Origin of the sequence: Microbispora bryophytorum (assembly GCF_043197435.1) — a bacterium.
GTDB classification, from domain to species: domain Bacteria; phylum Actinomycetota; class Actinomycetes; order Streptosporangiales; family Streptosporangiaceae; genus Microbispora; species Microbispora bryophytorum.
This window is the reverse complement of record NZ_JBICTF010000003.1, coordinates 456,944-469,186: the sequence shown is the minus strand read 5'-3', so window position 1 is coordinate 469,186 and position 12,243 is coordinate 456,944. Positions and strand designations below refer to the sequence as shown.

11 protein-coding genes are annotated in these 12,243 nt (G+C 71.7%); 8 read left to right on the top strand and 3 right to left on the bottom strand.

Annotated elements, in window-relative coordinates; all coding sequences use genetic code 11:
• Window positions 1-135: 135 nt before the first annotated feature.
• Genes ACGFIB_RS11470 through ACGFIB_RS11460 form a run of 3 tightly spaced genes read left to right on the top strand, consistent with a single transcriptional unit; the run spans window position 136 to window position 2,353 of the window.
• A complete protein-coding gene (locus tag ACGFIB_RS11470; RefSeq protein WP_142571722.1) occupies window positions 136-732 on the top strand; it encodes a DUF3000 domain-containing protein in 597 nt (198 codons plus the stop codon).
• A gap of 3 nt (window positions 733-735) precedes the next feature.
• Complete coding sequence (locus ACGFIB_RS11465) at window positions 736-1,959, top strand: HRDC domain-containing protein (protein WP_357020993.1); 1,224 nt, start codon at window positions 736-738, stop codon at window positions 1,957-1,959.
• Window position 1,960: 1 nt separating this feature from the next.
• Window positions 1,961-2,353: a VOC family protein gene (locus ACGFIB_RS11460; protein WP_357242586.1), complete on the top strand. Its 393-nt coding sequence runs from the start codon at window positions 1,961-1,963 to the stop codon at window positions 2,351-2,353.
• Between the two features lie 72 nt (window positions 2,354-2,425).
• Here ACGFIB_RS11460 and ACGFIB_RS11455 read toward each other — a convergent pair whose 3' ends face one another.
• Window positions 2,426-4,918 (bottom strand): alpha/beta hydrolase, encoded by a 2,493-nt coding sequence (locus tag ACGFIB_RS11455; protein ID WP_393370766.1) that lies wholly within the window; start codon window positions 4,916-4,918, stop codon window positions 2,426-2,428.
• A 239-nt stretch (window positions 4,919-5,157) separates the two neighbouring features.
• Between ACGFIB_RS11455 and ACGFIB_RS11450 the strand changes: the two genes are divergently transcribed.
• The 3 genes from ACGFIB_RS11450 to ACGFIB_RS11440 all read left to right on the top strand — a co-directional run bounded on the left by ACGFIB_RS11450 (window position 5,158) and on the right by ACGFIB_RS11440 (window position 8,922).
• Window positions 5,158-6,342, top strand: coding sequence for a thiolase family protein (locus ACGFIB_RS11450; protein ID WP_357242581.1), 1,185 nt, complete (start codon window positions 5,158-5,160; stop codon window positions 6,340-6,342).
• Entirely contained in the window at window positions 6,339-8,444 is a 2,106-nt protein-coding gene (locus ACGFIB_RS11445; RefSeq protein WP_393370762.1) for a 3-hydroxyacyl-CoA dehydrogenase NAD-binding domain-containing protein, read from the top strand. The genes ACGFIB_RS11450 and ACGFIB_RS11445 overlap by 4 nt, the downstream gene beginning before the upstream one ends.
• Before the next feature lie 145 nt (window positions 8,445-8,589).
• The gene (locus ACGFIB_RS11440; protein ID WP_393370759.1) at window positions 8,590-8,922 is read left to right on the top strand and encodes a DUF6247 family protein; all 333 of its coding nucleotides are present in this window, start codon (window positions 8,590-8,592) and stop codon (window positions 8,920-8,922) included.
• Between the two features lie 80 nt (window positions 8,923-9,002).
• Here the strand turns inward: ACGFIB_RS11440 and ACGFIB_RS11435 are convergent, their stop codons facing one another.
• On the bottom strand, window positions 9,003-9,815 hold the full coding sequence (locus ACGFIB_RS11435; protein ID WP_142571728.1) for a permease-like cell division protein FtsX: 813 nt from the start codon (window positions 9,813-9,815) through the stop codon (window positions 9,003-9,005).
• Window positions 9,816-9,930: 115 nt separating this feature from the next.
• On the opposite strand from ACGFIB_RS11435, the gene ACGFIB_RS11430 reads away from it, so the two are divergent.
• Entirely contained in the window at window positions 9,931-10,599 is a 669-nt protein-coding gene (locus ACGFIB_RS11430) for a DUF6461 domain-containing protein (protein ID WP_357242569.1), read from the top strand.
• 48 nt (window positions 10,600-10,647) lie between these two features.
• Here the strand turns inward: ACGFIB_RS11430 and ACGFIB_RS11425 are convergent, their stop codons facing one another.
• Window positions 10,648-11,721, bottom strand: coding sequence for an alkene reductase (locus tag ACGFIB_RS11425; protein ID WP_393370755.1), 1,074 nt, complete (start codon window positions 11,719-11,721; stop codon window positions 10,648-10,650).
• A gap of 128 nt (window positions 11,722-11,849) precedes the next feature.
• Between ACGFIB_RS11425 and ACGFIB_RS11420 the strand changes: the two genes are divergently transcribed.
• Window positions 11,850-12,218 carry a MerR family transcriptional regulator gene (locus tag ACGFIB_RS11420; protein ID WP_142571730.1) on the top strand — a complete coding sequence of 123 codons (369 nt, stop codon included), beginning with the start codon at window positions 11,850-11,852 and terminating at the stop codon, window positions 12,216-12,218.
• Window positions 12,219-12,243 lie beyond the last annotated feature (25 nt).

Below are 12,243 nucleotides of genomic sequence, written 5' to 3'. Positions count from 1 at the left end.
ACGCGCGGACGCGCCCCGGCACGGGCGGCCGACCGGGTGACGGGCCGACTGGTGGCGACGGTTTGACGACTTCCGATGCCCCCCACAGCCACCCCCCTGCTTCGTGCTCTCCCGAATCCGACCTACTCTTCCGTCATGACCCTCGGTGAACCGCCTGCGCCTCCCGCCGCCTTCCGGCGCGCGCTGGAGACGCTGCGCCCCGCCGAGGTGCGGCCGGAGATAGAGCTGGAGGACATTCCCGCCCCCCAGCGGCTCGCGCCGTACTCCGGTGCGGTCGGGGCGTCCGTGTACCGTGACGACGACGAACTCGCCGTCGGCCGCCTGATCATGCTGTTCGACCCCGAGGGCCAGCGCGGCTGGGAGGGGCCGTTCCGCCTCGTCGCCTACGTACGCGCCGACGTGGAGCCGGAGATGACCACAGACCCGCTGATGGGGCCGGTGGCCTGGAGCTGGCTGACCGAGGCGCTCGACGCCCACGGCGCGAGGTACGCCGCGGTGGGCGGCACCGTCACCCGCGCCGTCTCGGAGGGGTTCGGCGGCAAGGCTGACGACCCGGTCACCACCGAGATCGAGCTGCGGGCCTCGTGGTCGCCGCTCGACGAGGACCTGTCGTCGCACGCGGCCGCCTGGTGCGACCTCATGTGCCTGGCCGCCGGCATCCCCCCGCTGCCGCCCGATGTCGCCACACTGCATCCGCGCCCCACCCGCCGAGATGATCCGAAAGTTCCTTAGCCCGTGACAGAACCCGTAATCCAGCCCCTGTTGGAGCCGCGCGAGGGAATCCCGCCCGTCATCGAGGACTCCGCCGCGCTCGCGGCCGCCGTGGACGCCTTCGCCCGCGGGACGGGGCCGGTGGCCGTCGACGCCGAGCGTGCCTCCGGATACCGCTACAGCGGCCGCGCCTACCTGGTGCAGCTGCGCCGGGCGGGCGCGGGCAGCGCCCTGATCGACCCGATCAAGTGTCCCGACCTGTCCGCTCTGGACGAGGCCGTACGCGACGCCGAGATCGTCCTGCACGCCGCGAACCAGGACCTGCCGTGCCTGGCCGAGCTGGGCTTCCGCCCGCGGCGGCTGTTCGACACCGAGCTGGCCGGGCGGCTGCTCGGCTACGAACGGGTCGGCCTGGGGACCATGGTCGAGCTCGTCCTCGGCCTGCGGCTGGAGAAGGGGCACTCCGCGGCCGACTGGTCGGCCCGCCCGCTGCCGGAGGACTGGCTGCGCTACGCGGCGCTCGACGTGGAGGTGCTGGTCGAGCTCCGCGACATCCTGCACGACGAGCTGGCCACCACCGGCAAGCTGGAGTGGGCGCTGGAGGAGTTCACATCGATCCTGGCCGCCCCCGCCCATCCCCCGCGTACCGACCCGTGGCGGCGCACCTCAGGCATCCACCGGGTGCGCACGCTGCGCGGGCTCGCGCTGGTGCGGGAGCTGTGGACGCTGCGCGACGAGATCGCCCGGGAGGCCGACCTCGCGCCGGGCCGCGTGCTGCCCGACTCGGCGATCGTGCAGGCCGCCCTCGACCAGCCGCGCACGACCAAGGCCCTCACCGAGATCACGCCGTTCGTCGGCCGCAGCGCCCGCCGCCACCTCAACGACTGGCTGGCGGCGGTGAACCGGGCCCGGACGATGCCGGAGGCGGCGCTCCCGCAGCCCGCGGGCCCCGGGGACGGCCCTCCCCCGGCCAACCGGTGGGCCGACCGTGACCCCGCCGCCGCCAAGCGGCTCGCGGCGGCGCGGGCCGTCGTCGCCGCGCTCGCGGACGAGCACCGCATGCCGACGGAGAACCTGCTCCAGCCCGACGCCGTACGCAGGCTGACCTGGGAGCCGCCCGCGCCGATCAGCGAGGAGACCGTGGCGGAGCGGCTGCGCTCACTGGGCGTGCGGGAGTGGCAGATCGGCCTGACCGTTCACCCGCTGGCCAAGGCGCTCGAACGGCTGGAGATCAAAGGAGAGGTGTGAGATGCGGGGCGACGGCCGGGACGTGGAGTCTCCTTTCGGCTATCGCCTGCACCACGTCCAGCTCGCCATCCCGCCCGGGGCGGAGGACGACTGCCGTGCCTTCTACGTGGGCATGCTCGGGATGACCGAGATCGGCAAGCCCCCCGTGCTCGCCGCGCGCGGAGGCCTGTGGGTGCGGGCCGGCGCCCTGGAGATCCACCTCGGCGTGGAGGGGGACTTCCGCCCCGCGCGCAAGGCGCACCCGGGCATCCTGGTGACCGGCCTCGACGACCTCGCCGCGCGCCTGGCGGCCGCCGGCGTCGAGGTCTCCTGGGACCCGCACTTCCCCGGCCACCGCCGCTTCTACGCCCACGACAACGTCGGCAACCGGTTGGAGTTCCTCGAACCCCTGTGAGCACGCGAACCCCTGTGAGATACGCGGAGGCTCCCGGAGGCGCGGCCTGCGCGCCTCCGGGAGCCGTTGTGATCAGAGCGCGTCGTCGTCGGTCACGACGAGCCGGGCGAAGCCGTTCCCGATCGTCGCGTTGACCGGCACCGAGGCCACCACCTGGTAGGACTGCGGCGCGGACGCCACCGCGGTGTCGCCGTTGACGGGCACCTGGAAGGTCGCCTGCGGGGACCCGGCCGGGATGACGACCTCCTGCGCCGCCGAGCCGATCACCGGGGCGTCCCCGGTCGCCATCGTCTGGATCTGGACCGTCACCGGCGTGGGGCTCTTCTTCGACAGCCGCACCGTCATCGTGGCCGTGCCCGGGCCGTCGCCCTCGTCCACCGTGGCTCCCTCCACCGACACCTGCGGGAGCCTGTCGGTGCGGGCCTCACCCGCGGCGTCCGTGGTGAACGCGACGTCGGCGAGGTAGACCGCGCCCGTCTGAGTCGCACCCGAGATCCGGATCTCGCTGATCTGCTGCGGCTTGACGCCGGTGAGCGAGCTCAGCGGGACGCGCACCGTGCGCAGCCAGGTCTTGGGCAGCGGCGAGGCCGTGCCCGGGAACGCCGTGAGCGCGTCGCTGACCTCGGACACCTTGACCGTGCGGGACGCGCCGTGCTTGTCGACGATCTCGACCGCGAGGTCCACGTCGCCGGTCGCCGTCTCGTCCCTCGCGGTGCGGAAGGTGAGCGCGTCATAACGGGAGACGTTCTGGTCCCGCTTGTCGAGCGGCACCGTCACCGTGCCCGTGGGGTCGCTCCAGGAGAACCGCAGCACCGGTGTCGAGGCGACGTTGTTCGCGTACGTCGCGGGCGTCCAGGACGGCGCCTGCGCGGTGGTCAGCGTGGAGGCGCAGGACGGCAGGCCGCTCTGCGGCGAGCGGTCGAGCATTCCGGCGCAGACGGCCGCGGCGGCCGAGCCGGTGACCCGCGTGGACGGCGCGAGCGACGTGAAGGAGGCCACGTCGAAGCGCTTACCGGCGGGCGCCTGCGCGACGGCGTGCACAACGGCCCGTCCGGCGGAGGCGGCGGTGCCGCCACTGCCGTCGAACAGCGGCAGCAGGCCCTGCTCGCCGCCCTGGACGAGGCGGAAGAACCCCGCGATGTACGCGGTGCCGACGGCGTACTGCTCGGCGGCGGTCAGCCGCGACGACGCGGTGCCGCCGCAGACCGGGTCGTTGCGGTTGGACCAGTCGTCGGACGCGGGCGCGTGCGCGACGCCCGGGGTCCACTCGGTGTTGAAGAAGTTGTGGTCGGCGCCCATGACCATCAGCGAGGAGCGGAAGGCCGGGTCGTCGTCCTCGGCGTACCGGGAGTCGTCGTAAAAGTGCTGGCCCTGCTGGTTGGAGACGTCCCCGTCGCAGTAGGGCAGGATGACGGCCATCGGCGTGCCGGGCAGGGTCGCCCGCGCGAAGTCCGTCGGCGCGAGCGGGAGCACCGCCCTGATCCCGTACGGCTTGGCCCGGCCCGCGTTCATCAGCGCGGCCTTGACGACGCCCTCGCCTCCACGCGAGTGACCCATCAGGCCGACGTCGGCCATGTCGAGGCGGCCCTTGAACAGGCTGACGAGCTTCGCGTCGCCCACGCCCCGGTCGGCGTCGGCGAGCAGGTCGAGGTGCCGCATGACGACCTCGCCCCGGGCCAGCGCGCCCCGGTCCTCGCTGTAGGGGTTGTCGGCGGCGTTGACGCCGTTGGCGCTGACCGACACGACGACGTACCCGTTGCTCGCGAGCACGTCGGCGGGGCCGTCGTAGCCCTGGTAGCTGGCGATCGGCTGCTGCCCCGCCGGGCAGGGCCACTGCGTGTTGGACGACGTCCAGGCAGTCGGGTTGTAGCAGGCCGAGTGGCGGCCGTGCAGGAAGACGACCAGCGGGCGCTTGCCGCGGGCGCCGTCCGGCAGGTAGACCTTCGCCCGGATCTCGGCCGGGCGGCCGCCGAGCCCCTCCAGGGTGATGGCGGTGTCGCCGAGGTCGTACTCGTCGTGGGTCACGGCGTACGGACCGGGCGCGGCGGGGTCGACCGGCGCGGGATCCGGCTTGCCGGGCGGGCCCGGGGGGTTGCCGGGCGGGCCGGGCGGATTGCCGGGCTTACCGGGCTTGCCGGGCGGATCGGCGGGCGGATTGCCGGGCGGGGGCGCGGTCCTGCCGGCGGCCGCCGCGGCCGCCGCGGCGGCCTCGGGGGCCTCGCCGTTCCAGGCCACGTCGACGGACGACGCCGTGGCGACGGCGGGGTCGGGGGTGACGAGGGTCAGCGTCATGCCGTCGGGCGACTCCTCGGCCGGGCCGAGCGAGCGGCCGTCCGCCGCGAGCTCGGGGACGGCGTCGCGGACCGGCAGCGGCTTGTTCAGGTGGAGGGTGACCCGGTGGCCGCCGCCGACGGGTTCGACGGTCCAGGTGCCGTCCGCGCCGGCCGCACTGGTCGATCCGGGCGGCGCGGCGTACGCGGGTCCTGCGAGGAGGGGTGTGGACAGGGTCGCGGCCGTGACGGCCGCGGCGAGCGCCTTGGTCCAGGCGCGCACAGGAGAGCGCATTGGTTCCTTTTTCGACTGCAATGCCCCAAGAAAGCCGCCCACGAGAGTTACAGGAGGGATTCTTGAGGTTTGAGGGGTTGCACCCCGAATGAGATCGTCACTGGTGACGTGCGCTGATTCCTGCCGGTTTCCGACCAGTTAACGATCACGCACAGGCGCGGCGGGCCCGCCGATGCCGGAACCGGTTACTGACCAGTAGCATAGGAGGCCGGAAGCTACCGACAAGTAGGAGCGAACCCGTGCCTGCGTCCCGTGAAGTCGTCTTCGTCGACGGCGTTCGGACGCCTTTCGGCAGGTCGGGCCCGAAGGGCCTGTACGCCGAGACGCGTGCCGACGACCTGGTAGTCCGCGTCATCCGCGAGCTGATGCGGCGCAACCCCGGCCTCCCCCCGGAGCGGGTGGACGAGGTGGCCATCGCGGCCACCACCCAGATCGGCGACCAGGGCCTGACCATCGGCAGGTCCGCGGCGGTGCTCGCCGGCCTGCCGAAGTCGGTCCCCGGCTACGCGATCGACCGCATGTGCGCCGGCGCGATGACCGCCGTCACCACCGTGGCGGGCGGCATCTCCTTCGGCGCGTACGACGTGGCCATCGCCGGCGGCGTCGAGCACATGGGCCGCCACCCCATGGGCGAAGGGGTGGACCCCAACCCCCGGTTCCTGTCCGAGCAGCTCGTGGACGGCTCGGCACTGGTCATGGGCATGACCGCGGAGAACCTGCACGACCGCTACCCGTCCATCACCAAGGAGCGCGCCGACGCCTACGCCGTGGCCTCGCAGGAGAAGGTCGCCAAGGCGTACGCCGACGGCAGGATCCAGCGCGACCTGGTGCCGATGGCCACCCGCAAGGCCGCCGAGGGCTGGGGCCTGGCCACCGTGGACGAGGCGCCGCGCCCCGGCACGACGCTGGAGGGCATCCGCGGGTTGAAGACGCCCTTCCGCGCCCACGGACGGGTCACCGCGGCCAACTCGTCCGGCATCAACGACGGCGCGACCGGCTGCATCGTGGCCGCCGAGGACGTCGCGCGGGAGCTGGGCCTGACCCCGCGCATGCGGCTGGTGTCCTACGCCTTCGCCGGCGTGGACCCCGAGGTCATGGGCGTCGGCCCGATCCCCTCCACCGAGCGGGCGCTGCGCCTGGCCGGGCTGTCCGTCGACGACATCGGCCTGTTCGAGATCAACGAGGCGTTCGCCGTACAGGTGCTGGCCTTCCTGGAGCACTTCGGCATCGCCGACGACGACCCGCGCGTCAACCCGTACGGCGGCGCGATCGCGTTCGGCCACCCGCTCGCCTCGTCGGGCGTCCGGCTGATGATCCAGCTGTCGCGCGCGTTCGCCGAGCGGCCCGACGTCCGCTACGGGATCACCACGATGTGCGTTGGCATGGGCATGGGCGGCACGGTCATCTGGGAGAACCTGTCATGAGCACCCTCGACACCAGCAGGGCCCTCCTGGAGGGCAAGAACGCCGACGAGGTCGTCACCAAGGCGCTCGTGCGCGACGTCGAGCTGCCGTACGGCGCGGGCACGATGGCGCTGATCACGCTCGACAACGGCCTCGACCACACCAAGCCCAACACCTTCGGCCCGCACGGCCTGCTCGCGCTGAACGACGCGCTGGACGTGATCGCCGCACGCTCCGATCTCGCGGCCGTCGGCGTCGTCGGCAAGCCGTTCATCTTCGCCGTCGGGGCCGACCTCAAGGGCGCGGCGGCGGTGTCCTCCCGCGAGGAGGCGCTCGCCATCGGGCGGCTCGGCCACCACGTGTTCCGCCGCCTCGGCGAGCTGGACGTGCCGTCGTTCGCGTTCGTCAACGGCGCGGCGATGGGCGGCGGGCTGGAGATCGCCCTGCACTGCGCCTACCGCACCGTGTCGTCCGGCGTCCCGGCGATCGCGCTGCCGGAGTGCTTCCTCGGCCTGGTGCCCGGGTGGGGCGGCACCCAGCTCCTCCCCCGCCTGATCGGCCCGGAGAAGGCGCTCAAACTCGTCATCGAGAACCCGCTGTCGCAGAACCGCATGATCAAGGGTCGCGACGCGTTCGCCCTCGGGATCGCCGACGCGATGTTCGAGCCCGCCGACTTCATCGAGGAGTCGCTGCGGTGGGCGGCCCAGGTGCTGCGCGGCGAGGTGAGCGTCGAGCGCGCCGACCACACCGCCGAGGACTGGGCCCCGGTGATCGACCAGGCCAGGACCCTCGTCGACCTCAAGCTGCGCGGGGCCTCCCCCGCGCCCTACCGGGCGCTCGACCTCATGGCCCTGGCCCGTACGGCGTCGCGCGAGGAGGGCTTCGCCGCCGAAGACGAGGCGCTGGCCGACCTGCTCATGAGCGACGAGCTAAGGGCCGGGCTGTACGCCTTCGACCTGGTGCAGCGCCGGGCCAAGCGACCGGCCGGCGCGCCGGACAGGTCACTCGCCCGCCCGGTCACCAAGGTCGGCGTGGTGGGCGCCGGGCTGATGGCCTCGCAGCTCGCGCTGCTGTTCGCCCGCCGCCTGGAGGTCCCGGTCGTCATGACCGACCTCGACCAGGCCCGGCTCGACAAGGGCGTCGGCTACGTGCACGCCGAGGTCGGCAAGCTGCTGGGCAAGGGCCGGATCTCCGCCGACCAGGCCAACCGGCTGAAGGGCCTGGTGACCGGGTCGCTGACCAAGGACGCCTTCGCCGACGCCGACTTCGTGATCGAGGCGGTGTTCGAGGACCTCGGCGTGAAGCAGAAGGTCTTCGCCGAGGTCGAGGAGGTCGTCTCCGAGACCTGCGTGCTCGCCACCAACACCTCCTCACTGTCGGTCACCGACATGGCGGCGGGTCTGCGGCACCCGGAGCGGGTCGTGGGCTTCCACTTCTTCAACCCGGTCGCGGTGCTGCCGCTGCTGGAGATCGTCCGGGGCGCCGCCACCGACGACGCGACGCTGGCCACGGCCTTCGCGGTCGGCAAGACGCTGAAGAAGTCGTGCGTGCTGGTCAAGGACGCGCCCGCGTTCGTCGTCAACCGGCTGCTGACGCGGTTCATGGGCGAGGTCACGGCGGCGGCCGACGAGGGCACCCCGCTGGAGGTCGCCGACCACGCGCTCGACTCGCTCGGCCTGCCGATGACGCCGTTCGCGCTGCTCCAGCTCGTCGGCCCGGCCGTCGCGCTACACGTCGCCGAGACCATGCACGCGGCGTTCCCGGACCGTTTCGGCGTCTCGGGGAACCTCGCCGAGCTGGTCGCCGCGGGCAAGCCCGGCCTCTACGGCCCGGACTTCCAGATCGACCCGGAGGTGCGGGCGCTGTTCGAGGGCGGCTCGTCCCCCTCGACCGCCGACGAGGTGCGGCTGCGCGCGCTGCGGGCCCTCGCCCAGGAGATCAGGCTCATGCTCGACGAGGGCGTGGTCTCCGCCGCGCAGGACATCGACCTGTGCATGATCCTCGGCGCGGGCTGGCCGTTCCACACCGGCGGCATCACGCCGTACCTCGACCGGACGGGCATCTCCGAGGAGGTCACCGGCTCCCGCTTCCTGGAGCCCGGCGTCGCCTCCGTACCCGCCTGAGTTGTCCTGCCCCGAGCCGCCGCGCCCGACCCGGCGCGGCGGCTCCGCATTACCGAAGCTGCGACCTGGGTGGGCTCTGAAGCCCTGGAATGCCGAGGATGTCACCCCTCCTCTGTAGTCTCTATGAGCAGGAAGGGAGCAGGCCATGACAGCGCAGCCGCACGACTTCGTGCCTGGCGAGACGCCGTTGCCGGAGAAGAACCTGCGGGCCATACGCGCCGCGTTGACCATCCCTCAGGACCGTGAGGCGTTCGACGCGGGGCTGAAGGCAGTGCTCGACGAGGTCAGGGTCAGCCTGGACCTGGGTGCGCTGAACGCGTTCGTACACCGGTGGTGGATCTCCACCCGCGACTCGGTACGCGATCCCGAAGGCCGCCGGCAGATGCACGAGCGGGCCGCACATGTCCTCACCGGCGGACCCCGTTCCGAGGGAAAGCCGTGGCGCCAGATTCTCGCCGCTTCCAGGCTCGATGCGTGAGCGTACAGGCCCACGGTTGACCCGACAGCCGGAAAATCAAAAGCGCCACGCTGCCTGAGGAGACGCGGCGCCCGGTGCGGTCAGCATGTGGCCAGCAGACAGCGTTCGACCGGCCGGGCCTGCCAGAGGCCTTCCATGCCCCGGAAGCGGCCGATGACGGTGGGGACGTCGTCAGGGTCGTCGAGCTTCAGGTGGTAATAGGACACCCCGGCCGTGAAGTCGCTGTCGGTGCGGGCCCGCAGGTCCTTGGTGGCGTGCTCGGGATCCTCGAAGTAGAACGCCTCGACCTCCGGCGTGCCGCGGATCGCTTCGACGACCGCCTTCTGCTGTGCCGTGGTCAGGGGCTGACGGCAGCCCGCGCCCTCGATCGGCTTGAGCAGGCACAGGCGCAGCGTCACCTGTGCCTTGCCATACCAGAATCCGTCGCCCTGGGAATAGACGGCGTCCACGCCGGGCAGCGCTTCGATCACGCGGGAGATCTCATCGGACTTCGACCGGTCGAGCAGGACGCCGACGATGGAGTCGCTCATGTCTTCGCGGCCGAACTCGTGTCCGCCGTCCCTGATCCACGTGAGCTCCCCGGCCTCCTGATACTCCTTCCACTCCTGCTCGGCCGAGCGGTATCTGACCTCGCTCACATCGGAGCGGGCTTCGAGCGCGGCAAGAACGGTCTTCTTCTCGGCCTCGGTCGCCGAATCGAAGCCCACCTGGAACGTGCCGGTCGTGGGCCAGGGGCCCGGTGGCGGCGGGAGGGGCCCCTGTGTCGGCCCGGCCGAGCCGGCCATCAGATTGGGCAGCCCCCAGGCGGCGGCGATCAGCGTGGCGACGACGAGCGGACCCGCGATCCACAACAGTCGTGACCGGGAGGATCTCGACTCGGTCCCATCAGACATGTCGGCGAATATGCCGAATGAGCCACAAAGCGGTCAAGCGGCATCGTACGACGGCCTCCGACCCTCCGCGCGAGATCATGCTCAAAACAGGAGATCGGCGGAAAGGGGCTGGGACGTGCTCAGCGACATCGAGGCGCACTATGCGGACCTGATCGAGCGCTCCCCTCTCATCGGCGAAATGTGCCTGACATGGTGCCGGGCGGCCTCGGCAGACCAGGTGATTGACGCCCTCGATGTCGAGGTGGTCGATGTCACCGTGAGCGGTCTGCAAGGTTTGATCAATGAGTCTTATGAGGATCTTGAGGCGGGCAGGCTGGGGAGGTTCCTGATGTTGGCCGAGGAACCGCCCTGGTTTCTCGCACTGGAGTACACCGGCGATCGGGCTTTCGGGGCGCTTGAGCGGCTCTCCTCCGGCGGCGAAGCCATATGCCTGACAGGCAGCCGCATGCTCTATCGGGGCAGGTTGTACTACGCCCGCGAAGGCCGCAGGCTGTGCATGTTCGACTACGGCGGCGACATCTGGGGCGACGCAGCCCCCATCGAAAAACACCTCGGCGGCCTGTTCAATCTGCACGAGAGATACGCCGACATCGAAAGAGGCCTAGTGCCAGGCGAGCAGACGCTGGACGACTGGCACGTCCATGCCTTCGTCCTCATGGAGCGGATCACCGGGATCCGCCTGTCGTTCGAACTGCTACGGGAGAACGCGCTCTACCGCGTCCGGGGGGATAGGGGTGGCCCACCTCCAGAAGCTCCGAACCAGAACACCCGACCCCGGGGCTGAGCCGCCGCGCCACACCGGCGCGGCGGCTCGCCGCGCTTCCATACCCGGTCAGGCCGCGTGTCGGTAGGCGGGATAGGTGAGGTAGCCTGCGTCGCCGCCCTGATACCAGGTGGACTCGTCGTCCGGCGCGATGGGAAGCCCCTGGCGCAGCCGCTCCACCAGGTCGGGGTTGGCGATGAAGGCGCGGCCGAAGCTGATCAGGTCGGCGCCGAGGCTCAGCCAGTGATCGGCCGCGGACTTGTCCGCCTTCCGGGGACCCATCGGGAGGACCGGGTTGACGACGAGCGTGCCGGGCCAGGCCTTGCGCAGTTCGACGAGCACGTCCTCGTCGGTGGTGGCCTCTATGTGGACATACGCCAGGTCCAGGGAGGCCAGCTCCGCGAGCAGCGCGCCGTACAGCTCGGGAACGTCGGTCTCCTCCGCGCCCCAGAAGCCCGCGCCGGGCGAGAGCCGGATGCCCGTACGGTCGCCTCCCACCGCCTCCACGGTCGCCGACACCGCCTCCACCGCGAAGCGGATGCGGCCCGCGATCGACCCGCCGTACGCGTCGGTACGCAGGTTGGCGTTGCTCGACAGGAACTGGGCGATGAGGTAGCCGTTCGCGCCGTGCAGTTCCACGCCGTCGAAGCCCGCGTCGACGGCCCTGCGCGCGGCTCGCGCGTAGGACAGTGCGTGCTCGGGCACCTCGGCGGTCTCCAGCGCCCTCGGCACGGGCGCGGGCCGGGGCCCGGCCGGGGTGAAGACCTCCCCGGGGGCGGCGACGGCCGAGGGGGCCACCGGCCGCATCCCCGTGGTGTCCGGGTGGGAGACGCGGCCCCCGTGCATGATCTGGGCGAAGATGCGGCCGCCGTTGGTGTGGACCGCGTCGGTGATCGGCCGCCACGACGCGACCTGCTCGTCGGTGTGCAGCCCGGGGGTGCCCGGGTTGGACTGCCCGACGAGGCTCGGCTGCACTCCTTCGGTCACGATGAGCCCGGCGGTGGCGCGCTGGGCGTAGTAGGCCGCCATCGACGGTGTCGCCAGGCCGCCCGCGGCCGCACGGACCCGCGTCATCGGGGCCATCACCACGCGGTTGGGCAGGGTCAGCGCGCCAAGCCGGTAGCGGTCGAAAAGGGACGTCATTGCTGCACGCCTTTCTGGGGTTCCTGCGGATGGTCGTGTCCGCCGGCTGGACACGACGACTACGCTAAGACCTGACATTGACGTCAGAGGCAAGCGTTTGTGCCGAGACTTTTCCGACAGGAGGCGTGATGCGAATCGGCGAGTTGGCGACGCGGGCCGGGGTGAGCGTCCGCTCCCTGCGCTACTACGAGGAGCAGGGCCTGCTCATCAGCACGCGCAGCCCGAGCGGCCAGCGCCACTACACCGACGGCGAGGTCGAGCGCGTACAGCTCATCCAGCGCCTGTACGCCGCCGGGCTCTCCAGCCGGACGATCGCCGAAGTGCTCCCGTGTGTCGACTCGCCGAGCGAGCGGAACTCCGACGAGGCGTTCGAGCGGCTGGTTCAGGAGCGAGACCGGATCAGCCGGCACATCGACGAGCTCCTGCGGGCCCGCGACGCCCTCGACCGGGTCGTCGACGTCAACCGTGCCCACCGCGCCCAGCTGACGCCTCGCTGACCCTGGGCATGACGGCGCGCCGCCA

Excerpts from the sequence above, each read along its gene's own strand:
- ACGFIB_RS11470 (WP_142571722.1), top strand. The coding sequence starts at position 136 with ATGACCCTCGGTGAACCGCCTGCGCCTCCCGCCGCCTTCCGGCGCGCG.
- ACGFIB_RS11460 (WP_357242586.1), top strand. The coding sequence starts at position 1,961 with ATGCGGGGCGACGGCCGGGACGTGGAGTCTCCTTTCGGCTATCGCCTG.
- ACGFIB_RS11455 (WP_393370766.1), bottom strand. The coding sequence starts at position 4,918 with ATGCGCTCTCCTGTGCGCGCCTGGACCAAGGCGCTCGCCGCGGCCGTC.
- ACGFIB_RS11445 (WP_393370762.1), top strand. The coding sequence starts at position 6,339 with ATGAGCACCCTCGACACCAGCAGGGCCCTCCTGGAGGGCAAGAACGCC.
- ACGFIB_RS11440 (WP_393370759.1), top strand. The coding sequence starts at position 8,590 with ATGACAGCGCAGCCGCACGACTTCGTGCCTGGCGAGACGCCGTTGCCG.
- ACGFIB_RS11435 (WP_142571728.1), bottom strand. The coding sequence starts at position 9,815 with ATGTCTGATGGGACCGAGTCGAGATCCTCCCGGTCACGACTGTTGTGG.
- ACGFIB_RS11425 (WP_393370755.1), bottom strand. The coding sequence starts at position 11,721 with ATGACGTCCCTTTTCGACCGCTACCGGCTTGGCGCGCTGACCCTGCCC.
- ACGFIB_RS11420 (WP_142571730.1), top strand. The coding sequence starts at position 11,850 with ATGCGAATCGGCGAGTTGGCGACGCGGGCCGGGGTGAGCGTCCGCTCC.